Raw genomic sequence first — 24583 nt, 5'->3', positions numbered from 1 at the left:
GGCAGCAGATCGAAGGCGAAACGAAGAGTCCCGGCGACCGGCTCGCGAGGGCGCGGCAGGAGGTCGATTGCGCGATCGCTGCGGCTCAGTGCGAGACACGCGGAAGACCGGGCGTACGGCTGCCATGCACGAGGGCAGGGGGCAGCAGGACGAGTCGGTCGCGCGTGCACCGCGTACTGCTTGACTGGCCGACGCTCGGCTTCCGCGGCGCCCCGTCCGGCGGGTCGACCGTGAACTCTTCGTCGCTCAGGATCTGCAGCAATCGGTATGCCTAATGGGAGAGCCGTCCATGAAAAAGGGCCGGTCGTGCACCGGCCCGGGGATCTGGGCGAAGGGCTGCGGCGTGTGCTCGGGCTCGGGCCGACGCGCCGCGGCGGGCGCTCCCTACTTCGCGGTCGGCATCACGAACTCGGCGCCCTTCGCCGTGCTCTCGGGCCAGCGCTGCATCACCGACTTCTGCCGCGTGTAGAAGCGCACCCCCTCCTCACCGTAGGCGTGCATGTCGCCGAACAGGCTCTTTTTCCAGCCGCCGAAGCCGTGCCACGCCATCGGCACCGGGATCGGCACGTTGATGCCGACCATGCCGACCTGGATGCGGCGCGCGAATTCGCGCGCCACGTGTCCGTCGCGGGTGTAGCAGGCGACGCCGTTGCCGAACTCATGGGCATTGACCAGGTCCACGGCGGCCGCGAAGTCCTCGACCCGCACGCAGGACAGCACCGGGCCGAAGATCTCTTCACGGTAGATGCGCATCTCGGGTGAGACGTGGTCGAACAGCGTGCCGCCGACCCAGAAGCCCTGCTCATGGCCCGGCACCTGCAGGCCGCGTCCGTCGACCACCAGTTGCGCGCCGCTTTTCACACCGTCCTCGATGTAGCCGCAGATGCGGTCCAGCGCCTGGCGCGTGATGACGGGGCCCATCTCGGCATCGGGCTGCATGCCGTTCTTGATCTTGAGCTGCCGCGCGCGCTCGGCCAGGCGCGGCACGATCTGGTCGGCGACGTCGCCGACCAGCACCGCGACCGAGATCGCCATGCAACGCTCGCCGGCCGAGCCGTAGGCCGCGCCGACCAGCGCGTCGACCGCCTGGTCGAGATCGGCATCGGGCATCACCACCATGTGGTTCTTGGCGCCGCCCAGGGCCTGGACCCGCTTGCCGAAGTGGGCGCCGCGCTCATACAGGTACTGAGCGATGGGCGTGGAGCCGACGAAGCTGAGGGCCTTCACGTCGGGGTGTTCGAGCAGGGCATCCACCGCGACCTTGTCGCCCTGGACGACGTTGAAGACGCCGTCGGGCAGGCCGGCCTGCTGCAGCAACTCGGCCAGAAACAGCGAGGCCGAGGGATCGCGCTCGCTCGGCTTGAGCACGAAGCTGTTGCCGCAGGCCAGCGCCACCGGGAACATCCAGCAGGGCACCATGCAGGGGAAGTTGAAGGGCGTGATGCCGGCGACCACACCGAGCGGCTGGCGCAAGGTCCAGTTGTCAATGCCGGTGGACACCTGGTCGGTGTAGCCGCCCTTGAGCAACTGAGGGATGCCGCAGGCGAACTCGACCACCTCGATGCCGCGTGTCACCTCGCCCTGGGCGTCGCTGAAGACCTTGCCGTGTTCGCTGGTGATCAACGCCGCCAGCGTGTCCCGGTGCCGGTTCAGCAGCTCGAGGAACTTCAGCAGCACGCGTGCGCGCCGGATCGGCGGCGTCTCGGCCCACTGCGGGAAAGCCGCCTGGGCGGCCGCCACGGCCGCCGCGACATCGTCGATGCTCGCCATCCGGACCTGCCGGCTCACCTCGCCGGTGGCTGGGTTGAAGACGTCCTGCAGGCGCGCACCGCTGCCCGCTACCGGCTTGCCGGCTATCCAGTGCGACACGGTGGTGGACAAGGACGGGGAAGTCGGAAGATCGGATGCGCCCACGGCAGCTCCTCAGGGGGGATCAAGCTGCGCAGAGTCTAGGTGGCGGGGCCGGCTTTGAAAATACGGCTGTGCTGATTACATTGTTCAGCAAAACGAACAATCGCTGCTCCGCGCCGCTTCCATCCTCATGAGCGCTCACCAGATTGCCCCCGTCCTGACCGATCTGCACTTGCTGACGGTGCTCGCCGAAACGCGCAGCTTCACGCAGGCGGCCCGCCGGCTGGGCGTCTCCAAGGCCTCCGTCAGCACACGCATCAGCGAGCTCGAGCGTGCTGCCGGGGTGCCGCTGGTGCGCCGCACGACACGCTCGGTCGGGCTCACCGAGGCGGGCCAGCAACTGGTGGCCGACACCCAGGCCGCCTTCGTGCACATCGAGCAGAGCTTCGCCAGCGTCCGCGACCTGGCCGGCACGCCGCGCGGTCTGGTGCGCGTCACCGCGCCGGTCGCGCTGGGGCGTCAGCATGTCGCGCCCGGCCTGACGGCCTTCCTGCGGCGTTATCCCGAGATCCGGCTGGAACTCGAGCTGACCGACCGTTTCGTCAACCTGGCCCAGGAAGGTTTCGATCTCGCGATCCGCCATACCCAGGCGCCGCCCGAAACCCATGTCGCCTGGGCCTTGTGCCCGACCCGCTCGCTGCTGGTGGCGCAGGCCGACTACCTGCAGCGACGCGGCGAGCCGGCGCACCCGGCCGATCTGGCCTCGCACGACTGCCTGCTCTATCTGCGCGACGCGGGGGCGCAGAGCTGGGCTTTCGAACGCAGTGCCGGGCGCCGCCCTGCCGAGCGGGTGAGCGTGCCGGTCAGCGGCCCGCTCAAGGCCAACAACAGCGAGGTGCTGCGTGAAGCGGTGCTGGGCGGACTGGGCATTGCGATCCTGCCGGACTTCAGTGCGGTGCCGGAGCTGCGCGCCGGCCGTCTGCAACTGCTGTTGCCAGCCTGGCGACCGGTGGGCGTGTTCGGGGAGCGGCTTTTCGCGCTCCGTCCCTGGACCGCCCAGGTGCCGCGTGCGGTGCAATGTTTCGTCGACCACCTGCGGCAGTCGCTGGCGGGCGGCTTCGATGTCTGAGGGGTGGGGTTGCCGGCAGGGGGGCGGGGTAAAAAAAGAGCCCATCCGGCAGAACCGGATGGGCTTTTCAAGTCCTCAATAGGACGTCGTTGGGAGCGGTTGGTCTTGTCGCGTCTTATAGCGCTCTGAGTCGCCTGGCGACGCGTGCCGAATTGAAAGAATCCCGGTTCCGTGTGACAGCTACTGGGAAGCAACTGTACTGGGCAGCCAGCATCGCAACATCCCTCAAGTAGGGGAGACAGGTCGATTGCTGCACAGTGCGACACGAAAAATATGAAAGCAGTCGTAAGAAGGCCGGCACCCTTGCTTGTCCAACGTGGGATGGCCTTCTTTCCCTTCTGGTGCGAGCAAGGCCGCGGACAGATTTACATTTTCCGGCCCGCTCGGGCCAATCGTCCAGCGGCGTGTCTATCATCATCTTGACGTCGGACAAGCCGTCCGCGGTCGGCCCGGGCCATGCTCTGCCACCGCCCTCGGGTTTCACAAAAGACAGGAGTAGCTCGATGAAGATTCTGATTGCTGTCGACGGCAGCGAATACACCCAGCACATGCTCGACTACGTGGCCGCCCACGCCGAGCTGTTCCGGCCCGATCAGGAATACGCCGTCCTCACGGCGGTCCCCGCGGTGCCGCCACGCGCTGCCGCCGTGATCGACAAGCAGACCCTCAGCGAGTACTACGCCGAGGAAGCCGAAAAGGTGCTGCAACCGGTGCGGGCCTTTCTGGACGCACGCGGCCTGAAGGCGCAAACCGACTTCAAGGTGGGCCACCCGGGTGAGGTGATCGCCAAGACCGCCGACAGCGGCGGCTTCGGCTTGGTGGTGATGGGCTCGCACGGCCACTCGGCGCTCGGCAACCTGGTGCTCGGCTCGGTCGCGACCAATGTGCTCGCGCACAGCAAGGTGCCGGTCCTGCTGGTGCGCTGAAGCCCTGCAGGGCGCCGCCGGTTCAGCGTCGGTTGCCCCACCTGGGTCTGCCCGGTGGGGGCACCGGCCGGCGGCCTGCGCCGGTGGAGTCCGCCATGACGGCCGGACCCTGCGAAGCCAGGCGCATCTCCAGCCCCAGCTCCGTCCCCTGGTCGGCCGGATCGCTGCGCGCCGTGCTGTCGCTCGTGGTGTCGCGCTGCTTCGACGGCTGCAGCCACGCCGGTAGTTGAAAACCGCCCATACGAACCCCGCTTCCGACCGGCGCAAGCCACTGCGCCGCCTGAAACCAGTGTGCCGAGGACGCGTCGCCGGCGACATCCCGAAATGAGGGGGAAAAGCACCTCAGATCGGGGACTCGGCGGTGGCCGACCCGCCGCCGTCTCAGACGTCGCGCTGCACGCCGGCTCGCCCGCTCTCGACGACAAAGGCCGCCTGGGTGTGCAGGCGCGCCTGCTCGGCCACCGGGAAGGCGGTGGCGCGGAACTCGCAGCGCGCCTGCTGCGGCCGCAGGTCGATCATCGCGTAGCCGCGCTCGTCGCCGCGGGCATGCAGCAGGTCCGGATTGGCGGCCCGGATCAGCGCGGTCGCGACGCCGGGTAGGCCACGTGAGGTGATGGAGCTGGTGACGAACTCGCTCGCCACGATGGGCGAGGCCGGGTCGTTGGACGCCAGCCGGAGTTGCGCGGCCACGTGACGGTGCACATCGCCGCCCAGCGCTATCACGTCGCGCAAGCCGGCGTCCGCCATGCCGCGCAGCAGCCGCTCGCGTGCTGCCGGATAGCCGTCCCAGGCATCGCTGTAGACGCTGCGGCCGAGCGGCGTGTCCACGCCCCAGGAACTGAGCTGGCTGGCCTGGGCCAGCAACTTCCAGGTGCGCGTGCTGGTGTGCAGGCCGCTTTCCAGCCACTGCTCCTGCTCCGTGCCGAACACGCTGCGGCCGACCTCGGCCATCGCGGCACAGTCGGTCAGCACACGGCCCCCGCGCACCGGACCGTCCTCGGGGCAGGCTTGGGGGCTGCGGTACTGCCGGCCGTCCAAGGTCCACAGTTCAGCCAGCCGTCCCCAGCTGTAGCGGTCGTGGATGCGCATCGCCGGGCCGACCGGCGCGCGCTCGGGCGCGATGGGCAGATGCTCGAAATAGGCCTTGTAGGCCGCGGCCCGGCGCCGCAGGAAATGCTGCGGGTCGCCGCCGAAGCGGGAATGTTCGCCGGCGTAGTCGTTCTCGACCTCGTGGTCGTCCCAGGTCAGGATCCAGGGATGCGCCGCATGGGCGGCACGCAGGTCGTGATCCAGCTTGTAGGTGGCGTGGCGCCGGCGGAAGGCCTCCAGTCGGGTCGGAGGCGGACCTTCGTGGCGCCGCACCATGAAGCTGGGGTGGCTGGACTCGTAGATATAGTCACCGACAAAGAGTACGAAGTCGAGGTCGCGCGAGGCGATCTCGCGATGTGCCGCATAGTGGCCTTGCTCGTAGTGCTGGCAGGACGCGAGTGCGAAGCGCAGCCGCTGCACCGGTGCATCCTCCGCGGGCGCGGTGCGGGTGCGACCGATGGGGCTGACCGCGTCGCCGCAGAGGAAGCGGTAGAAAAACATCCGTCCGCTCTCCAGGCCCTCGACCTGCACGTGCACGCTGTGGCCGTGCTCGGGCAGCGCCAGCTGCTCGCCGCTGGTGACCAGCCGGCCGAAGTTCTCATCGTCGGCAAGTTCCCAGCGCACCACCAGGGGCCGCGGCGGCAGGCCGCCGCCCTGGTCCAGCGGCCGCGGCGCCAGCCGGGTCCACAGCACCACCGAAGCCGGGCGCGGCATGCCGCTGGCGACACCCAGCGTGAAGGGGTAGTTGTCGAAGCGCGGCGCCAGCGGTGTCGGCACCGGCCGCTGCCCCGGCGAGGAGCCGAACAGGCTGCAGAGCGCCAAGGCCGCCGCACTGCGCGACAGATGGGCCAGTAGCGCGCGCCGTTCAAAGGTCTTTTTCATCGCTGCCCTCCTCGGCCGGGCCGGGCTGGGGCGAAGACGGCGCCGCCAGCGCCCGGCTCGCGCCCTGCAGCAAGGCGTCGCCGATGCGGTCGAGCAGCGCGGCGCGCGCCTGGGGGCGCTGCTCGCTGCCCAGCTTCCACTGGTGCCAGTGCAGCGCCACCTCGAGGTGCACCTCGGGATGCAGGGGCAGCAGCTCGCCGCTGTCCAGCCAGTCGCACGCCTGAAGCTCCGGCACCACACCGATCCCCCAACCCATCCGCACCGCCCGCAGATAGGCCTCGGACGAAGGCACATAACGGTCGCGCAGGCGCGGCGAGGGCAAGCCGAAGGCGCGGCCGACCCACTGCGACTGCATGTCGTCCTTGCGGTTGAACACCAGGAAGGGGACACGCGCGAAGTTGGCCCGCGTCAGCCCCTGCGGCAGCTCCCGGGCCACGAAGGCGGGGCTGGCCACCGCGACATAACGCATCACGCCCAGCGGCACCACCCGGCAGCCGCGCAGTGCCTGCGGCACCGTCGAGACGCAGCCGAGCACGGCACCCTGGCGCAGCCAGTCGTGCGTGAAATCCTGGTCGTCGACCACCAGCTCCAGCGAGACGCCCTGCTGCACCAGCGGATCCAGCGCCGGCAGCACCCAGGTCGCCAGGCTGTCCGCGTTCACCGCGATGGGCAGGCGCTCGTCGGGCGTCGCGCTTTCCTCCAGCTCGCGCGCGACATCGGCACGCAAGGCCTGCCATTGGCGCGCGAAACGCAGCAGCACCTTGCCGGGCTCGGTCAGCCGCAGCGGCCGCGCGCGCACCACCAGCAACTGGCCCACTTGTTGCTCCAGCCCGCGCAGACGCTGAGACACCGCGGACTGCGTGATCGACAAGCGTGCAGCGGCACGCTCGAAGCTGCCCTCGTCCACCAGGGCGGCGAGGCAGTCAAGGGCGGCGGGGTCGAAGTCCTGCATAAGCGAAGCTAATGTAACCCGATGGATATTCATCTCGCTTCACGCGGGCGCGCCGGCTGCGGAGAATCACCGGATGTCAGCAGCCGTAACGTTTGCCTCCGACAATCCGACCGTGCTGGCCGCCGGCCTGCAGGGCCTGCTCGCGATGGCCGGCCTGATCGTCGCGATCGGAGCTCAGAACGCGCTGGTGCTTCGGCAGGGCTTGAGCCGTTCGCATGTCGGCGTGGTGGTGCTGGTCTGCACGGTGTCGGACTGGCTGTTGACCTCGCTGGGCGTGTATGGCCTGGGAGGGCTGATCGCCGCCTCGCCCTTGGGGCTGGAACTGTGCCGCTATGGCGGAGCCGGCTTCCTGCTCTGGTACGCGTGGCGCGCTGCCTTGCGCGCGGCACGCGGGCCGGGGGAAACGCTGATCGCCGGCGCCACGGCCGGACGGCTCGGACCGACACTGGCCGCCACGCTGGCGATGACCTATCTGAATCCCCACGTCTACCTCGACACCGTCGTGCTGATGGGCACGCTAGGCGCTGGGCATGTGGGTGCGGCCCGGCTGTCCTTCGTCGCCGGGGCGGGGCTGGCCTCCTTGCTGTGGTTTTCGGCGCTCGGCTTCGGCGCCGTGGTCGCCGCGCGCTGGCTCAGGCAGCCGCGGGTCTGGCGCGCGATCGATGCCGGCATCGCCAGCGTGATGGCGTGGATGGGCCTGCAACTGCTGCTGCAGCCCCTGAAGATCTGAAGTTTTCTCGTCCGAAGCAAACCCACCGAGCACTCACAAGGAGCTTGTCATGCGAGTTTTAGTCCTCGGCGCCGGCATCATCGGCGTCAGCACGGCCTGGTACCTGCGCAAGGAGGGCCACGAAGTGACCGTGGTGGACCGCCAGGCCGACGCTGCGCTGGAGACCAGCTTCGCCAACGGGGCCCAAATCTCGGTGAGCTTCTGCGAGCCGTGGGCCAGCGCGGATGCGCCGCTGAAGGTGCTCAAGTGGCTGGCCCGCGACGACTCGCCGCTGCTGTTCCGCCCCAAGTTCGATCCCCAGCAATGGCGCTGGGGACTGAGCTTCCTGATGCAGTGCAGCGATTCGGCCTTCGAGCGCAACGTGCGCCAGCTGGTCGCGCTGGGGCGCTACAGCCACGAGTCGCTGAAGTCGCTGGTGGCCGAGACCGGTATCGAGTACCAGCGACTGGAGCGCGGCATCCTGCATTTCTTCTCGACGCAGCGGGACCTGGAGCTGGGCGCGGCGGGCGCCGAGCTGATGCGCCGCTACGGCGTCGACCGCCAGGTGCTGAGCCGGGAGGAGGTGTTGAACGTCGAGCCCTCGCTGGCCGTCTTCGGCCCGCAGATCGCTGGCGGTACCTACACCGCCAGCGACGAGTCGGGCGACGCACGCGTGTTCACGCAGGCTTTGGTGCGCCGCTGCCAGGCCCTCGGCGTGAAGTTCCTGTTCGACCACGACATCGAGGCGCTGCTGGCTGCGGGCGGGCGTGTCGAGAGCGCCCGCGTGATCGACCGGCGCAGCGGGCAGGCCAGCGTGCTGAAGGCAGACGCCTTCGTCGGCGCGCTCGGCTCCTATACCGCGCCGCTGCTGCGCCCGCTCGGCGTTGCGCTCAACATCTACCCGGCCAAGGGCTACTCGGCGACCTTGCGGCTCAAGCACCCCGAGCGCGCCAGCACCGTCAGCCTGCTGGACGACTCGCGCAAGATCGCGATCTCGCGGCTGGGCAACCACATCCGCATCGCCGGCACCGCCGAACTGGCCGGCTTCGACACCCGGCTCGACACGCCCACCGCGCGGGTCCGTTGTGAAGCGCTGGTGCGGCGCTACGAGGAGTTGTTCCCGGGCGTGGCAGACACCAGCCAACCCAACTACTGGACCGGCCTGCGCCCCAGCACGCCCACCAACATCCCCTACATCGGCCGCACGCGGCTGCCCAACCTGTGGGTCAACGCCGGCCACGGTACGCTGGGCTGGACCCATGGTGCCGGCTCAGGCCGCGCCCTGGCCGAGCTGATCAGCGGCCGCCGCCCGGCGCTGGACTTCGGCTTCCTGGAAGGCGCCGGCTGCGCGCCCGTGCCGGCGCGCAGCCACCGCGTCGCGGCCTGAGGCTCCTGGCAGCCTGCCGCGCCGATTCCTAGTCTTCGCCCGGCGCAGAACTGGCCCCGGGCGCCGACCGCCTGGCGCCCCGCAGTGCGCCGACCGCCAGGATCTGCTCCCGCATCCAGCGGTGCGCGGGGTCGCTGTCATGGCGCTGGTGCCACAGGACTTCCACGTGCACGCCCTGCAGCGCCAGCGGCAGCGGCTTCTGCGTCAGCTCGTGCTCGAAGCCGGTGGCCGGCAGGAAGTCGCGCGGCAGCACCGTCAGCAGGTCGGAGTGCATCACCACCCGGCCCGCGGTGAAAAACTGGTTCACCGTCAGCACGATGCGCCGGGTGCGCTTCAGGATGGCGAGGGCCTGGTCCACAAAACCGTGGGCGCGGCCCGAGAAGCTCACCAGCAGGTGATGGGCCGAACAGAAATTGTCGAGCGTGAGCGGCTGGCTGGCCAAAGGGTGGCCCTTGCGCATCACGCAGACGTATTCCCCGTCCCACAGCCGCTCGTGATGCAGCAGTGCCGCGCTGCCCTGCGATGTCAGGGCCGCCACCGCGTCGGGAAAGTAGCCGATCGCGAAATCCACCTCACCCTTGTCCAGCAAGCCCCGCGGGTCGCGTGTGGTGAGCGGAAAAACGCGCACGTTGGTGAGCGCTTGCGTCTTTTCGATGCGCTCGACCAGGGGCGGTAGCAGTGTGGCGGCGGTGGCGTCCGCCATGGCGAGCCGGAAGGTGGCTTCCGAGGCGCCGGGGTCGAAGTCCGCCGGGTCCAGCGCGTCACGCAGGCGCGCCAGTGCCGCACGCACCTCCGGCCACAGGGCCTCGGCCCGCGGCGTTGGCTTGACGCCGAAGGCGGTGCGCACCACCAGGTCGTCGCCCATCGCCTCGCGCAGCCGGCGCAAGGCGTTGCTGACCGCCGGCTGGGTCATGGCCAGCCGCTCGGCGGCGCGCGTCAGGTTCTGCTCGGCCATCACCTGGTCGAACACACGCAGCAGGTTCAGGTCGAGGGTCCGGAAGTTCATCTGATATCACCATGGTGAATTTCTAAGATTCACACAATTCATTGGCAGCATATCTAGGGTTTACCCCATACTTGCCACCATTGAGTCCCAACAAGGCCCTTCACCATGACCCCCACCACCATCACACTGCAGCTCGCTCGCCGCAACGTCGCCCCCCGCGGCGCCGACGCGCTCGCCGCCTTGTGCGCCGGGCTCGCCCGTCTGGTGACCCTCCCGGTGCGGGCTCTGGCTCAACGGCCGCATGCCACCCGCGTGGCCCACGACCTCAACAGCCTGGCCGACCGCTACCAGGCTTCCCAACCGCTTGAAGCGGCAGAACTGCGCGCCGCTGCCCAGGCCTATCTGGCGCGCTGACTCGATCTCGCTAGGAGAAGAACATGACTGCAACCACCATCAACGTGCACCTCGCCCACCGTAGCCTCGCTCCGCGCGGTGCCAACCCGCTCGCCGAACTATTTGCCGCTGCCTACCAGGGCGTCCAGCGTCTTGGCAAGCTGCTGCACCGTGAACCGGACCACTTCGAGTCGGTCCAGGCCGTGCTGGCCATGGCCCGGGAATACGAGCGCACCCAGCCCGGCTTCGCGGCCGACCTGCGTGCCGCGGCCTGCCGCTTCGATGGCGAACTGGATCGCTGAACAAGCCGCCGCGCACGAGGGGCGTACTGCCCGCGACGCTGCCGCTCCGGTGGCGCCTCGCGTGGGGGCAACAACAACCCGCGGCCGGTGCCGCGGGTTTTTTGTTTCCGCTCGGCCGCGCAAAAAAGCCGCCCGAAGGCGGCTGGATGGAGAAGCAGGGCCGGGGCGGCCCGGCCGGCGTTCAGAAGCTCGCGTCTATCGTGTAGCGGCCCTGGTCGCCCGTGTCGCCGTCGTAGTAGCGCACCTCGATGTAATAGGTGCCGCCGCCGCTGCCGCCCGAGACCGACAACACGTCGCGCAGGCCCCGGCCACGCAGGCTGCGTCCGACCAGTCGGCTGCCGGCGTCGTAGACGTAGAGGTCGTAGTCGGACGTGGAGTTGGGCGTCAGGCCGATCGTCAGCGTCCGGCCGGCGCCCAGCGCGACGCTGTAGTAGTCGTGATCCGAGTCGCTGGCCATCGCGCCGCGCACGGTGCTGCCGCTGATCGCGATCACCTGCGCCTGCGAGGTGGTGTCGTTCGGCTCGACTTCGGTCACCTCCTCGGGATCGCCATCGCCACCGCTGGCTGCCGCGACGGCGGCCGCCGCATCGACAATGCCGCGCCCGCAGCCGCTGCACGCGGCGGGGAAGGCTCGCGCACTGTTCTGCAGCAGGGTGCTGACTGCATCGGACGAGAGGTTGCTGTTGCGCTCCAGCACCAGCGCGACGACGCCGGCAACGTGGGGCGCGGCCATTGACGTGCCCTGGTAGAACGCAAAGCTGTCAGCGCCCGGAGTTCTCTGGCCGGCGTTGAGCGTGGACAGGACGCCGTTGGCGCGGCTGCTGCTCGTCTCCCCGCCGGGCGCGGCGACCTCCACCGTGCTGCCGTAGTTGGAGTAGTAGCTGCGGCCGCCGCTTCGGTTGGTCGCTGCGACGGTGACCACACCCTGGCAGTTGGCCGGCGTGAAGGAGCGGGCGTCCGAGCTGGAGTTGCCGGCCGCCACCACCACCACTGTGCGGCGACTGCGCGCGGAATTCACTGCGTCCTGCATCGTCTGGTCGCAGCTGCCAAAGCCGCCCAGCGAGAGGTTGATGACCCGTGCCGGCGTCGCGTTCGCGGGCACGCCGCTGACGCTGCCGCCCGAGGCCCAGATCACGGCTTCGGCGATGTCCGACATGTAGCCGCCGCACCTGCCCAGCACGCGCACCGGCTGGATCTTGGCGTTGTAGGCGACGCCGACCACACCGGTGCCGTCGGCGGCCGCGGCCACCGTGCCTGCCACGTGGGTGCCGTGCCAGCTGCTCGACTCGTCCTGGATGGGCTGACCGCCGCCGCATTCGCCCGCCAGCACGCCGTCACCGGGGTCGCTCGGGTCGCTGTCGCGGCCATCGCCGTCGTTGGCGACGAAGACGTCGTTGACGAAGTCATAGCCGGCGATCAGATTGCGCCTGAGGTCGGCATGCGGGCGGAAGCCGGTGTCCAGCACGGCGACCACCACCCCCGAGCCCGTCGAGTGGTCCCAGGCGGCGGGGAGGTTCAGGCCGCCGGTAGGCTCGAAGTAGTGCCACTGCTCGCCGTAGCGCGGGTCGGTCGGCGTGGCCTGGATCGTGAGGATGCGGTCGGGCTCGGCGTATTCGATGTTGGGGTCGTCGGCCGCGAGCTGGCGGGCCAGGTCGCTGGCTTCATCGAGGCGCAGCTTGCGGGACAGCCGCAGCACCTGCGTCTGGGCGCTCAGTGTGCGCTGCGCCTTCATCTGCACGCCGAGCTGTGCCATGGCCGCGCTGGCGGCCGGCCGGTGTGCCGTCGCCGCCGCACCGAGGCGCAGGGCCTGGGCGGTGCGGTACTTCACGATCAACTGATCGGTGCCGCGCTGCGACCCCTGCCACGCCGCCATGGCAGGGTGGAGTGGCGCGTCGCGGAAGCGCTCCGGGCCGCCACCGGCTTGGACGAACTGGGGCAGGAGCAGGCAAACCGCAGCAGCCAGGCTGGCGCTGCCTACAGCGCGGCGCAGGGCCGAGGGTTGGAGTCGACTGTTCATCTGTGGAACCTCGCGAGTCAAGGTTGGACGCCAGGGGATGCAGCGCCGGCGCATGTGGGCCGCGGTTGCGACCGGGGCAGCCGTCGAGCAGTAACAGAAACCCCAGCGCACAACAGGCTTCCGAGACGAAGTGCCTCTGGCTCGCGCCCGAAGCGTGTGCCGGAAAACGGCCCCCGGATCGGGGACCGCATGCCGCGCGGAGCGGTTTCCGCGCCTCGCGTGGACGGGTCCCGGTATGGACCATCCTGCGCATGGCCGCCGGGGATCCTAGTCTTCGCAGTTGGTGCTCACAAGCGAGAAATACCTCTGCTGACAAGTGATTGTTTGCCATCTGCTCGATGGTGCGCCGAAGCAGACAAAAGGTAGTAAAGCGCCCCAGGCTGCGGCGTATGCGCACTTCCAGGTGGCTGCGGGCACCGCCAAAGCGCCGGCTCGGCACCGCGGCGGTGCCGCGCGCACAGGGCAGAAAAAGCGTGACAAAGACGCAGGCCGACAGCACCGGCCTGCAGGAGTCGGGAAAAGCAAAGGGCACCCGAAGGTGCCCTGAATTGGAAACGGCGGGGAGAGAAACTCAGCCGATGCGCGTCTGGAACTTGCGCTTGACCTCCAGCAGCGCGGGCGGCACCCGCCCACCCAGCTGCGCGAACAGTTCGTCGTGCAGCAGGAACTCTTGCTGCCATGCGGCGCTGTCGATGCTCGCCACCTGACCGTAGAGCTGCTCGCCGAAGTTGCTGCCACGCCATTCGATGTCCTGGTAGCGCGGCGAGACGCCGAACACGTGTTCGCTGCCCTCTGCCTTGCCTTCAACCCGGTCCAGCATCCACTTCAGCACGCGCATGTTGTCGCCGAAGCCGGGCCAGACGAACTTGCCGTCCTCGCCCTTGCGGAACCAGTTGACGCAGTAGATCTTGGGCAGCTTCGCGCCGCTGGCCTGCAGCTTCTCGCCCAGCGCCAGCCAGTGGCGGAAGTAGTCGGCCATGTGGTAGCCCATGAAGGGCAGCATCGCGAAGGGGTCGCGGCGCACCACACCCTGCTGGCCGGCGGCTGCGGCGGTGGTCTCGGAGCCCATCGTGGCAGCCATGTAGACGCCCTCGGTCCAGTCGCGTGCCTCGGTCACCAGGGGCACCGTGGTGGAGCGTCGGCCGCCGAAGATGAAGGCATCGAGCGCGACGCCGCGCGGGTCGTCCCACTGGTCGTCGAGCGCCGGGTTGTTGGTCGCCGCGACGGTGAAGCGGGCGTTCGGATGAGCCGCCTTGCGGCCGGTCTCCTTGGCGATCTCGGGCGTCCAGTCCTGGCCTTGCCAGTCGATGCAGTGGGCGGGCGGGGTGTCGGTCATGCCCTCCCACCAGACGTCGCCGTCGTCGGTCAGCGCGACATTGGTGAAGATGACGTCGCGGTCCAGTGAGGCCATGCAGTTCGGGTTGGTCTTGACATTGGTGCCCGGGGCCACGCCGAAGTAGCCGGCTTCGGGGTTGATCGCGTAAAGGCGCCCGTCGGCGCCGGGCTTGATCCAGGCGATGTCGTCGCCAATGGTCGTGACCTTCCAGCCCTCGAAGCCGGCCGGCGGAATCAGCATCGCGAAGTTGGTCTTGCCGCAGGCGCTGGGGAAGGCCGCCGCGACGTGGTACTTCTTGCCCTCGGGCGAGCTGACGCCGAGGATCAGCATGTGCTCGGCCAGCCAGCCCTGGTCGCGGCCCATCGTCGAGGCGATGCGCAGCGCGAAGCACTTCTTGCCCAGCAGCGCATTGCCGCCGTAACCCGAGCCGTAGCTCCAGATCTCGCGCGTCTCGGGGTAATGGACGATGTACTTGGTCTTGTTGCAGGGCCAGGACACATCCTGCTGGCCCGGACGCAGCGGCGCGCCCACGCTGTGCACGCAGGGCACGAACTCGCCGTCCACGCCCAGCACGTCGTACACCGCGCGGCCCATGCGCGTCATGATGCGCATGTTCACTGCCACATAGGGGCTGTCCGACAGCTCGACACCGATGTGCGCGATGGGCGAGCCCAGCGGGCCCATCGAGAAGGGCACCACATACAGCGTGCGGCCGCGCATGCAGCCCTGGAAGAGTGCGTCGGGGCCGGTCTGCAGCGTCGTGCGCATCTGCGCCGGTGCCATCCAGTTGTTGGTGGGGCCGGCGTCGGCCTGGTTCTCGGTGCAGATGAAGGTGCGGTCTTCGACGCGCGCCACGTCGCTCGGGTCGCTCCAGGCCAGGTAGCTGTTGGGGCGCTTGGCATCGTTGAGCTTGCGGAAGGTGCCGGCCTGCACCAGTTCCTGGCAGAGGCGGTCGTACTCCTGCTGGCTGCCATCGCACCAGTAGATGCGTTCGGGCTGCGTCAGGGCGGCGATCTCGGCCACCCAGGCCAGCAGCTTGGCGTTCTTCACATAGGCGGGCGCATTCAATTGCAGCCCCTGCATGACAGGCTGGTTCATGGATTCTCCAAACATCGAAAACACGGAATTCGGAAAGCCTGGTGCGAGGCGCGAGGGCGCACAGCGTGCACTCGGCTTTCCGGATGCCGCGAAGACGGGTTTCGGGCGGTTACCCGTCGACGACACGCTCGACGGCGGCCGGGACAACGGGACTAGCAAACGTCGTGCAAGGCTTTTGGCGTGGACGGATGCGGGCTTGGCGCCGGATGGGCGGCACAAAGCCGCCCGGAGGCGGCGGCGACGTCGAGTGTAATCCTCAGGTAACCCGGTCCGCCTGCCCGGTTATGCGTAAACGGAATGGATGAATGCATCATTTGTGCACGGTCGTGCGTTTTTCCGCCCAGCGGCGCTTGGTCGCCGACCGGCGGTCACGGCCGGCCGCCGCGGAGTTTCGTGATTAAGATGCGGGCGCCTTCGGTTACGCCTTTTCCGGCAGTCTCCTCATGCAGCTTGTTCGTCGTCGCTTCCTGACCTTGCTGGCCGGCAGTGCCGCGCCGGCCTGGGCGGTGGCCCAGCAGCGCCTTCCGCAGCAGAGTGCACTGCTGGTCGGTGTGGCGACTTCGCTGGCCGACTGCGGGCTGGCTCAGCGCCTGAAGGTCGCGGTGGCGCGCGACACCGGGCTGGCGATCCAGCTGGTGCCCGGGCCCAGCGGCAAGGTGCTGAGCCTGCTGGAGCAGGGCGAGGTGGATGCGGCCGTCACACACGCCCCCGAACTCGAGCTCGCGCTGGAGCGGCGAGGCCTGGCCCACGACCGCCGTTTTGTCGCCGCCAACGACTTCGTGATCGCCGGCCCCCTGCCGCGCAAGGGCGGCGACCCGGCGGTGCTGCCCTTGCGCGGGGAGCGCGACGCGGTGCGCGCAATGGCCGCCATTGCCGAGGCCGGCGCCCGCGGTGCCGCCCGCTTCGTCTCGGGTGCAGAACGGTCGGGCAGCCAGCTCAAGGAAAGCCAGCTGTGGGGTCTCGCCAAGGCGGTCCCCCAAGGGCCGTGGCACCTCCGGGCCGGCGCCGGCATGGGCGAGACGCTCGCCATCGCGAACGACCAGCAAGCCTTCGTGCTGGTGGACCGGGCGACCTGGCTGACGTCGTCACGCCGTGCCCGCCTCGGCCTGCTGGTCGAAGGCGATCCGCGCCTGGCCGATGCCTATCACGCCATGCTGCCTTTCCGCGCCACGCACCCCGGCGCGAAGCTGTTCATGAACTGGCTCAGCGGGCCGACCGGCCGGCGAGTGGTGCAGAGGGCGCCGGGCGGCTTTCGCGCGCGGCCTGTGGCCGGTTGAAGGAGCAGCCCATGGGACAGCTTCTGTCAGTCAATGTCGGTGTGGTGAGGCCCGTGCAGATCCAGGGCCGTGAGGTGCTGACCGGTTATGCCAAGCAGCCGGCACCGGGCAGCGTCGCGGTGCGCATGCTAGGCCTGGAGGGTGACGAGCAGGCCGACCTCAGCGTGCACGGCGGCCTGGAGAAGGCGGTCTATGCCTACCCGCAGGAGCACTACCGCTTCTGGTCCACCGTGAAGGCGCAGGCAGGGCAGGGCGCCTGGAACCAGGAACTGCCGCCCGGCAGCCTGGGCGAAAACCTGACGATCAGCGGACTGCTCGAAGCAGGCGCCTGGGTCGGCGACCTGTTGCGTTTCCCAGGTTGCACGCTGGCGGTCAGCGCGCCGCGTTTTCCCTGCTTCAAGTTCGAGGCGGCGATGGGCTTCCGGCAGGCCAGCAAGATGATGGCTCAGTCGGGCTACTGCGGCTTCTACCTCGCGGTGCGCGAGCCGGGGCAGATCCGCGCCGGCGAGAGCTTCGATCTGGTACCCGGGCCTCGGGAGGTCTCGATCGCCGAGCTGTTCTCGGCCCGCATGCGCCGGGGGCGCTGAAGCTCAGCGGCCTGGGCGAACAGCGGCGCGGCGGCCTTCGCTCCAGCGGAACAGCGGCCCCGCCAGCAGCACCACGGCGGTCATGCGCGTCACGTGGAAGGCGGTCACGATGGGCACGCCGAGCTGCAGCACCTTGGCCGTGATGCACATCTCGGCAATGCCGCCCGGCGAAGTGCCCAGCAGCACGGTGGCCGGATGAAGTCCGGCCCAACGCGCCAGGCACCAGGCGAAGCCAGCGCTCGCGACGATCGTGGCCAGCGTGCCGGCCGCCACCGTGAACAGCCAGCGTGGCGCGGTGTGCACGAAGGCGGGCGTGAAGCGGGTGCCCAGCGCCACGCCGATGAAGAGCTGGCCCAGGTTCGTCATCCACCGCGGCAACGCCGAGAGCTCGACGCCGCTGGCCGTCAGCGTCGCGGCGGCGGCCAGCGAGCCGAGCACCCAGGGGTTGGGCTTGTTCAGCTTCTGCAGCAGAAGCGAGACCGCGCCGGTCACTGCGATCAGGCCCAGCAGCCCCGTCGGGCTGACACGAGCCGGGCCGGGGATGAAGGGATCGAGCCCGTGCACGCCGGCGAACTGAAAGCCGAAGGGGATCGTGAGGACCACGATCATGATGCGCACGCTGTGGGCCGACGCGACCAGGTCGACCCGGCCGCCGTGGCGGTCGGCCAGCACCGCCATCTCGGATGCCCCGCCGATCGCGCTCGAAAAAAAGGTGGTGGCGCGGTCGAGCCCCGCGATGTGCGGGTTGCTGTAGCGCAGAAACACGCCGAAGGCCATGCCGATGGCGAGCGCCCAGACGATACCCGCGACGATGGCGCCGGCATGGCTCGCCACGATGCCGACCACCTGCGGCGTGAAGTACAGGCCCAGTGCGGCGCCGATGGCCCATTGCCCGGCGTTGCGCAGCGGTCCAGCGCTCGCCAATGGCAGGCCGAGCATGCAAGCCACCGCAGTGCCCACCAGAGGCCCTATCATCCAGGGCAGCGGCGTACCAAGGGATTCGCACGCGAGCGCCAGCAAGGCAGCGAGCGACAAGGTGAGGCCGACGCGCAAGGCGAGCGGTCCGGTCTGGGAGGGGAGGAGGGGCACAGCGATGGTGAGGTCCTGCGTGAGCAACTCGGTTCGGGCGCACCGTCGGCGTGGCGCGGCTGCCGCCGCCGCATGGCGTCGCTTCGTACCCTACCAGTCTGTCCTGTCAAACCGCTGTCCACGCCGTTTGTACTTCGCCGCCCCCTTGCTTCGTTCACGAACGCTCTTGTGGAATGTCCGTAACCCGTTTTGCAAGCTAGAGTGTTGCGTGCGGGCGGGGATGGCTGTGACCGGCCCTTTTGCATGGCGGGCCGTTGCCATGTCGTTTGAACAACTACAAGCCCGGCGACCCAGCGACGAGCTCACCAACCTCTATCAGCAATGAAGCTACGCACTCGTCTTGTTGTACTCGTCCTGGCCGCGCTTGCGCCAGTGATGGTCGTCGAGACTGTCGAGCAGGTGGAGCAGTTCAAGCGACAGGAAGAGGCGGCCTTCCAGGAGGCTCAGCGGCAGGCTGAGGTTTACGCGGGCCGACTCCAACAAATGAGCATCGGTTTTCGCGAGCTCCTGATCGCGATGTCGCTGAACCCCGTCGTCCAGAACAGGGATCCGGAAGGGTGTACCGCTTACGCAAAGGCCTTGCAGGAGCACTTCAGGAACACGTTTACCGTGGGTGGGGTCAACGAGCAGGGCCAGTTGTACTGTCTGGGAGTTCCCAACACCTACGCAGGCAAGGCTGACGATCGCTGGTACTTCAAGCTAGCCATGGCGACGAACGGATTTGCGGCCGGCGAGTTTGCGGTCGCACGCAACATCAACCACGCCGTTTTTCACTACGCCTATCCGACGCGCGCGGAGAATGGGAGTCCGAACGGTGTCGTTTTCGCCTCCCTGAGTTTGGTCGCGCTCGCCCAACGACTTAGCGAAACTCCGTTGCCGCAGGACAGCAGTCTCATCGTGACGGACCGAAATGGCACCGTACTTGTACAGCTGCCTGACACGTCTAGGAAGGGGACCAAGGTATCTTCGGCTCTCATGGCGTTGCTGAGCAGGGACAAACCGGGTGCTGAGGTTGTCACGCTTGAACGGCAGCCTTCGCGTATTGTGGGATACGTGCCGCTCAACAGTGTTGCCGAGGGCGTTGCGATCGCACTGAGCTTCCCGCGGGAAGCCGTCATGAGGCCCGTCCAGACGATGGTGGTTCGACGAGCGCTGACTGTTTTTGGTGCCGTCGCGTTGGCTCTGTTGCTGGCCTGGCTCGTCGCACGGGCAGGTCTGTACCGACCGCTTTCCCGTCTGACTGAAACAGCGCGCCAATGGCGAAGCGGAGATCTCCACGCCAGAACAAGGCTTGGACAGCTGCGGGACGCCGAGTTCGGGGAACTGGGCGCGACGCTCGACGAAATGGCAAAGAACCTGGCCTTGAGGCAAGAGCAGTTGTCTCAGGCCAACGAAGAGATGCGTCGGTCCCGGGACGACGCAGTACAGGCGAACAAGGCGAAGACTTATTTCGTTGCCGCCGCCAGTCACGACCTGCGCCAGCCGCTGCAGGCCATGCACCTCAATATCGCTCTCCTGGCAGCGCGGAAAGAAGAAAACAACGAGGGCGACACCGTCGAGCGGCTGCGCAAGTCAGTGGCCAATCTTGTCGACCTGCTCACAAGCTTGCTTGATGTCTCGCAGCTCGATGCTGGCCTCATCACGCCGACTTTTGTCGACTTCGACCTGCAGAAGGTGCTCCAAACGATAGGGGACGAATTCGGGGCGGCGGCGCAACTCAAGAAGCAGGAGTTCTATATTCAGCCTTGCCGTTGTGCGGTGAGGAGCGATAAGGTGTTGCTCGGCCGCATGATCCGCAACCTGATTAGCAACGCGATCAAGTACACGCCAGTGGGCGGTTCGGTAAAGGTCTATGTGCGCCACCGGGGCGACAAGGTCTACATCCTGGTGGCCGACTCAGGTGAAGGCATTCCACCCGAAAAGCAGGAGGTGATCTTCGAGGAGTTTCACCAGCTGGGGAACCCGCAGCGCAATCCGTCCTTCGGACTTGGCCTCGGGCTGGCCATTGTCAAGCGGATGAGCATCCTGCTCAACCATCCTGTTGCGCTCAAGTCCGAGTCGGGCAAGGGCACCACTTTCACCATCACGGTGCCGATGGCCGAGCACGCAGCACCCGAGCCGCTCCCCGAAGACACACCTGTGCTTGAAGGTCGCGCCCTGGTGGTGGATAACGACTCTCTGGGGGCAGAGAGCTTGGCCGAATTGCTGCGGACCTGGGGCTTGGAAGTGGCGGTAGCCGAGGACGCGCCTGCTGCCGTCCGCGAACTCGAGGATCCTGCTCGGCGGTGGAGTGTGATCATTGCCGACTATCGTCTTCCGAACCGCTCAGGGTTGGAAGTGCTTCAGCATGCGCGCAAGCTGTTTCCCCAGCTGCTCTCCGTCTTGCTGATGAACGATTCAGCGGATGCGCAGCAGGTACGAGAGAAGCACCCGGAACTGCCTGTGATCCAGAAGCCGATCAACCTCAAAGTGCTGAGCGCGACGCTCGCAAGTCTTGCTCCAGCTGAACCTCAACCGACTTTCCTGCCGGATGACGCAGAAGCGCACGCGAGTCCCAAGGACGAGTCCTCGAGCTGAGGACGGCGGAAGGAAAGATTGCAAGAAATGAGGCGGGCATGTGCCCGCCCCACTTCAGTCTTTATCCGCAAAAGGCAGCCACGGTGCTACGCCGGGCGCGTTGGCCATTGCGCGCGACAGCGACGATGTCCCTAGCGGCTTTCCAGGCGGCTTTTTGTGCTTCAGACCGTTGGACCGACTCGATCTGTTCCCAGTCGCCCAACCGGTCCACAGACTCACCGAACTCACGCTCGTACTGCTCACGCATAAAGTCCGTAGCGGCAGCATGCTGGGCCGCGTCTTCGTCGCCTTGCACACCGAAGTAGGGGAAGTGGTGCAGAAAATGGCCGAAGACACGCTCGCAGTCCTCAGCGTACTTGCGCGTGTCGAGGATGTGGTTGTGCCAAAACTGGTCGGCATCGCGGGTCGGCGGGATCATGACGTCAGGGTGCAGGACCCGCAACTTCAAGTAACGCCGGTAGCCCAGCTCGGCCGAGGCCACGCGCTCGGCGGACCAGCGGAAATCGCCGCGGTCGTGCGTTAGCTGAAAACGGATCGCTTCCAGGTCCAATGCGTCGATCTCGCGTAGGGCGTGTTCGTGGTCGTAGCGCGAAGAGATTGTTTCCATGTTTCCTCCAAGCAAATGGGGTGACTGCTGTTGCCTGCCATAGCCCCTGCACCGTCATGCTCTGGAACCGGGCCTACAGCTGAATTTGCAACCGAGCGTACTGTTACTTTCGGATCCACGGGGGTCGATGTAAGTAACGATACGTGACGCTTGTCTCCTGTAAAAACTACAGAACCGGTCGGCAGACCGTGGCAACAGGCGGGGTTCCACGGGTTGCACCCGGTGTAGAAACGTCCCACTACCACAGTCTGCGCCACGCCAAAGCAAAACCTATTCCGTGATTTCACGGGTAGCTCTTCCAGAACCGGGTTTTTCCACCTTAGACCTTGCGAAAGCCCGCTTGACGTGCCGGCAAATGCCGTTCGAACTTGCGACCCCCCTCATTCGCGGGGGTGATGTGACGCCAGCCCATGGCGGCCCACCGGTGCCGACGTTTGAATCACTTTGTTGCGGCGCAGCTCTGGGTAAGCCCTCAGGCGAGCAGGGGCTCGCGGTCCTCCAATCGAGACCGCTGCGCGGCCTGTCTGGCGCCTGCCGGGGCTGCGTGTTTCCCCCGATGAACGAAGAGGAGTACCCCGATGAAGCGACACCCTGTTCGCAGCTTTGCGGCTGCAGCCTGCCTCGGCTGCAACCTCACGCTGGCTGCCGCGCCCGCCCCGGCCCTCGCCGCCGACACCTACACGCAGACCCGCCACCCCATCGTTCTCGTCCATGGCCTGTTTGGCTGGGACTCGATGGGCATCGCCGACTACTGGTGGGGCATCAGCGGCGCGCTGCGCTCGGGCGGCGCCACGGTGCACATCACCCAGCAGTCGGCCGCCAACAGCAGCGAGGTGCGCGGCGAGCAGCTGCTGGCCGAGCTGCGGCGGCTGCGTGCGGCGCACGGATACCAGCGCTTCAACCTGATGGGCCACAGCCACGGTGGGCAGACGGTGCGTTATGTCGCCGCGGTCGCGCCCGAGCTGGTCGCCTCGGTCACCACGGTCGGCACCCCGCACCAGGGCAGCCCGGTGGCCGACGCGATGAAACGGGGCACCGACGCGACCGGCAGCGGCGAGCTGGTCGCCTCCCTGGTCAACGGCTTTGCCCACCTCATCGGCCTGCTCTCGGGCAATGACGGCCTGCCGCAGAACTCGGAGGCGGCCATGCTGTCCCTGACCACCGCCGGCGCGGCCAGCTTCAACGCGCGCTTCCCGGCCGGTGCACCGACCTCCAGCTGCGGTGATGGCCCGGCCGTGGCCAACGGCGTGCGCTACTACTCGGTGGGCGGTACCTCGGTGCTGACGCACCTGCTCGACGCGGGCGATGCGCTGCTGGGTGTCGGTTCGCTGTTCTTCAAGGGCGAGGCCAACGACGGCCTGGTAGGCCGCTGTTCGTCACGCTGGGGTCAGGTGTTGCGGGACAACTACGACTGGAACCACATCGACCAGATCAACCATGCCTTCGGCCTGCGCGGCTGGTTCTCGGCCGACCCCGTGTCCTTCTACCGCTCGCAGGCGAACCGGCTGAAGTCCGCCGGGCTCTGAGAGCGGCAGGGCCGCCCAGAGCGCGAAGCCCTGCCGACATCAGGGGTGCGTGCAGCCGTAACACCTCGCTACGGTTCTCCCCGCGGCGGGGCGGCGCGGCCACCCGGGCGAGCGCACTCCAGAGCTGCGCCGGGGCGCCAGCGACCCCTGCCGGATCCCGTACCGCTGCTTGCAATTGCAGTGTGGCGGCATGGGCAGCTTGCCCGATTCTGAGCGACCTGCGCTGTCCGGGCGTCGACCGGAACATGCCTGCACCGCAGCGATGCCTCCTTCGGGGGCGTGCGGCCAGCGTGAGACGCAGAAGGGTCGCGGGGGCTGCCAGCAAGCCCACCGTGGGGCAACAACGGTCGAGGAGTAGCTGCATGAACGACCGCCCCGCTACGCTGCGCTGCGTCTTGCGCCTTCCGCCGGCCCTCGCGCGACGTGCTGCGGCTGCCGGCCGCCGAACGCCGAGGCGGGCAGGCGGGGCCCTGCTCGCCGTGGCGGCGGCTGCTGCTGCGACGGCGGCACCGCCGGCCGAAACCCGCTGGACCGCGGGGGCCGGCGCCGGGCGGTCCTTCTGGGACCTGGGCGACAACTGGTCGCACGGCATTCCGGCCGCCGACACGACCCGCGTCCAGCTCGGCGACTTCGACACCACGCTGCGCAGCGGCAGCTTCCGGCTCAGTGCGATGAACGGCAGCGCGGGCCTGAGCGTGGACGGCGGAAGCCTGAACCTGAACAGCCCGGGCTCATCCCTCGGCCGGCTGGACCTGCGCGGCGGCGACGCCTGGCTGCAGGGGCCCGGCAGCCTCGAGACCGGGCGCCTGCAGTGGTCGGCCGGCTCCCTGGGTGCTTCGGCCGCCTCGCCTCTGGCGCAGGACCTGCGCGTGACCGTGACGGGTGAAGCCCGGTTCGACGGCGCCGGTGCCAAGCGCATCGGCCGGCAGGCCAGCCTGGAGCTGCGTGGCGTCGCGCGCTGGAGCGACGGCACCGCGGCGACCCTGCACAATGCAGGGCTGCTGCACGTCGCCGCCGGCGCGCTCTTCACCGATCACGCGGACAGCGCGGATCACCGCCTGGTCAACGCCGGCGGCAGTTTCGTCAACGGTGGCCGTTACCTCAAGAGCGGCGCTGCCGGCACCCGCATCGAGCACGTGTCCGGCAGCGCCGGGCTGTTGAACCTGGGCCTCTTCACGGTGCAGCAAGGCAGCGTCGAGGTGCAGGGCCGGGCGGGCGGCGGCTGGTGGCGCAACGAAGGCACGCTGCACCTCGACGGTGGCAGCTACAGCGTCGAGCTGGAGCAGGGCTCGCTGTGGAACAGCGGCACCATCGAGGTGGTGGGAGGCCGGCTCTCCTTCGCCACCCGTGAGCTTGGCCTGCAAAGCAGCGGCGACTGGCGCATCGGGGCCGAGGGCAGCGTGCATCTGCAGGCACCGGCGGCCGAAGACGGCGACCCCGCCGCACCCGCGAGCGGCCGCCACCTCTTCACGGCCGGCACCTTCTCGAACCAGGGCCGCGTGGCCCTCGACGGGGGCCACGCGGTCTTCGGGCCTGCGGCGCTGCTGGCCGGGGGTGGCCGTGTCGAGGTGGGCGACGGCGGGCGGCTGGAGGTGCAGCGCGGGCTGTCGATCGGCACGCTGAAGCTCGACACCCCCCTGACGGCGAAGCCGGGCGGCGCGATGGGCTATAGCGAAGTGGCCGTGGACGGCGGCCTGGGCCTGCAGATCCTGCACTGGGGCGCGGCTCGCCTGAGCGCGACCCGGTCGATCACGGTGAGCGGGCCGGCCGAGCTGAGCCGGGGGGCCGCGTACCCAGCCGGGGAGGCCGCGCCGCGCCATGGCAAGCGGATCGACAGCGAGTTGCGGCTCGACGGCGGCGCGTCCTGGGACGGTGCGGCCGACCTTTTCGGCGCCGGCCGCGT

Annotated in this window: 20 protein-coding genes; 12 read left to right on the top strand and 8 right to left on the bottom strand. The window is 68.4% G+C overall.

The features are described 5' to 3' along the window. Positions 1-384 precede the first annotated feature (384 nt). Positions 385-1914: a CoA-acylating methylmalonate-semialdehyde dehydrogenase gene (locus OOT46_RS10825; protein WP_265403611.1), complete on the bottom strand. Its 1530-nt coding sequence runs from the start codon at positions 1912-1914 to the stop codon at positions 385-387. Positions 1915-2041: 127 nt separating this feature from the next. Between OOT46_RS10825 and OOT46_RS10820 the strand changes: the two genes are divergently transcribed. The 3 genes from OOT46_RS10820 to OOT46_RS10810 all read left to right on the top strand — a co-directional run bounded on the left by OOT46_RS10820 (position 2042) and on the right by OOT46_RS10810 (position 4136). After that, positions 2042-2980, top strand: a complete 939-nt coding sequence (locus OOT46_RS10820; protein WP_265403610.1) for a LysR family transcriptional regulator — start codon at positions 2042-2044, stop codon at positions 2978-2980. A gap of 503 nt (positions 2981-3483) precedes the next feature. Continuing rightward, positions 3484-3906, top strand: coding sequence for a universal stress protein (locus OOT46_RS10815; protein WP_265403609.1), 423 nt, complete (start codon positions 3484-3486; stop codon positions 3904-3906). A 95-nt stretch (positions 3907-4001) separates the two neighbouring features. After that, on the top strand, positions 4002-4136 hold the full coding sequence (locus OOT46_RS10810; RefSeq protein WP_265403608.1) for a hypothetical protein: 135 nt from the start codon (positions 4002-4004) through the stop codon (positions 4134-4136). Between the two features lie 151 nt (positions 4137-4287). Here OOT46_RS10810 and OOT46_RS10805 read toward each other — a convergent pair whose 3' ends face one another. Then, entirely contained in the window at positions 4288-5877 is a 1590-nt protein-coding gene (locus OOT46_RS10805) for an alkaline phosphatase D family protein (RefSeq protein WP_265403607.1), read from the bottom strand. Next, a complete protein-coding gene (locus OOT46_RS10800; protein WP_265403606.1) occupies positions 5861-6829 on the bottom strand; it encodes a LysR family transcriptional regulator ArgP in 969 nt (322 codons plus the stop codon). The genes OOT46_RS10805 and OOT46_RS10800 overlap by 17 nt, the downstream gene beginning before the upstream one ends. A 73-nt stretch (positions 6830-6902) precedes the next feature. Between OOT46_RS10800 and OOT46_RS10795 the strand changes: the two genes are divergently transcribed. Next, the gene (locus OOT46_RS10795; RefSeq protein WP_265403605.1) at positions 6903-7559 is read left to right on the top strand and encodes a LysE/ArgO family amino acid transporter; all 657 of its coding nucleotides are present in this window, start codon (positions 6903-6905) and stop codon (positions 7557-7559) included. Positions 7560-7608: 49 nt separating this feature from the next. After that, on the top strand, positions 7609-8925 hold the full coding sequence (locus tag OOT46_RS10790) for a D-amino acid dehydrogenase (protein WP_265403604.1): 1317 nt from the start codon (positions 7609-7611) through the stop codon (positions 8923-8925). Between the two features lie 28 nt (positions 8926-8953). Here the strand turns inward: OOT46_RS10790 and OOT46_RS10785 are convergent, their stop codons facing one another. After that, entirely contained in the window at positions 8954-9931 is a 978-nt protein-coding gene (locus tag OOT46_RS10785; protein WP_265403603.1) for a LysR family transcriptional regulator, read from the bottom strand. A gap of 105 nt (positions 9932-10036) precedes the next feature. Here OOT46_RS10785 and OOT46_RS10780 point away from each other — a divergent pair, with 105 nt between their 5' ends. Next, positions 10037-10285 (top strand): hypothetical protein, encoded by a 249-nt coding sequence (locus OOT46_RS10780; protein ID WP_265403602.1) that lies wholly within the window; start codon positions 10037-10039, stop codon positions 10283-10285. A 23-nt stretch (positions 10286-10308) separates the two neighbouring features. Continuing rightward, positions 10309-10566, top strand: a complete 258-nt coding sequence (locus OOT46_RS10775; RefSeq protein ID WP_265403601.1) for a hypothetical protein — start codon at positions 10309-10311, stop codon at positions 10564-10566. Between the two features lie 181 nt (positions 10567-10747). Here the strand turns inward: OOT46_RS10775 and OOT46_RS10770 are convergent, their stop codons facing one another. Together OOT46_RS10770 and OOT46_RS10765 are read right to left on the bottom strand one after the other, a co-directional pair. After that, on the bottom strand, positions 10748-12583 hold the full coding sequence (locus OOT46_RS10770) for a S8 family peptidase (RefSeq protein WP_265403600.1): 1836 nt from the start codon (positions 12581-12583) through the stop codon (positions 10748-10750). Between the two features lie 571 nt (positions 12584-13154). Next, the gene (locus OOT46_RS10765) at positions 13155-15017 is read right to left on the bottom strand and encodes a phosphoenolpyruvate carboxykinase (GTP) (protein WP_265403599.1); all 1863 of its coding nucleotides are present in this window, start codon (positions 15015-15017) and stop codon (positions 13155-13157) included. Positions 15018-15460: 443 nt separating this feature from the next. Between OOT46_RS10765 and OOT46_RS10760 the strand changes: the two genes are divergently transcribed. Together OOT46_RS10760 and OOT46_RS10755 are read left to right on the top strand one after the other, a co-directional pair. Beyond that, complete coding sequence (locus tag OOT46_RS10760) at positions 15461-16294, top strand: substrate-binding domain-containing protein (protein ID WP_265403598.1); 834 nt, start codon at positions 15461-15463, stop codon at positions 16292-16294. Positions 16295-16305: 11 nt separating this feature from the next. Then, positions 16306-16881, top strand: a complete 576-nt coding sequence (locus tag OOT46_RS10755) for an MOSC domain-containing protein (RefSeq protein WP_265403597.1) — start codon at positions 16306-16308, stop codon at positions 16879-16881. Between the two features lie 3 nt (positions 16882-16884). Here OOT46_RS10755 and OOT46_RS10750 read toward each other — a convergent pair whose 3' ends face one another. Continuing rightward, positions 16885-17970, bottom strand: coding sequence for an AbrB family transcriptional regulator (locus tag OOT46_RS10750; RefSeq protein WP_265403596.1), 1086 nt, complete (start codon positions 17968-17970; stop codon positions 16885-16887). A gap of 321 nt (positions 17971-18291) precedes the next feature. Here OOT46_RS10750 and OOT46_RS10745 point away from each other — a divergent pair, with 321 nt between their 5' ends. Beyond that, complete coding sequence (locus tag OOT46_RS10745) at positions 18292-20547, top strand: ATP-binding protein (protein ID WP_265403595.1); 2256 nt, start codon at positions 18292-18294, stop codon at positions 20545-20547. 61 nt (positions 20548-20608) lie between these two features. Here the strand turns inward: OOT46_RS10745 and OOT46_RS10740 are convergent, their stop codons facing one another. Then, positions 20609-21154 carry a glycine-rich domain-containing protein gene (locus OOT46_RS10740; RefSeq protein WP_265403594.1) on the bottom strand — a complete coding sequence of 182 codons (546 nt, stop codon included), beginning with the start codon at positions 21152-21154 and terminating at the stop codon, positions 20609-20611. A gap of 578 nt (positions 21155-21732) precedes the next feature. Here OOT46_RS10740 and OOT46_RS10735 point away from each other — a divergent pair. After that, the gene (locus OOT46_RS10735) at positions 21733-22680 is read left to right on the top strand and encodes an esterase/lipase family protein (protein ID WP_265403593.1); all 948 of its coding nucleotides are present in this window, start codon (positions 21733-21735) and stop codon (positions 22678-22680) included. A 362-nt stretch (positions 22681-23042) separates the two neighbouring features. Further along, positions 23043-24583: hypothetical protein (locus OOT46_RS10730; RefSeq protein ID WP_265403592.1), on the top strand; the 1541-nt coding region annotated here is incomplete at its 3' end.

This window comes from Aquabacterium sp. A7-Y (assembly GCF_026153205.1).
Classification (GTDB): Bacteria; Pseudomonadota; Gammaproteobacteria; order Burkholderiales; family Burkholderiaceae_C; genus Caldimonas.
This window is presented reverse-complemented; position numbering and strand designations above follow the sequence as displayed.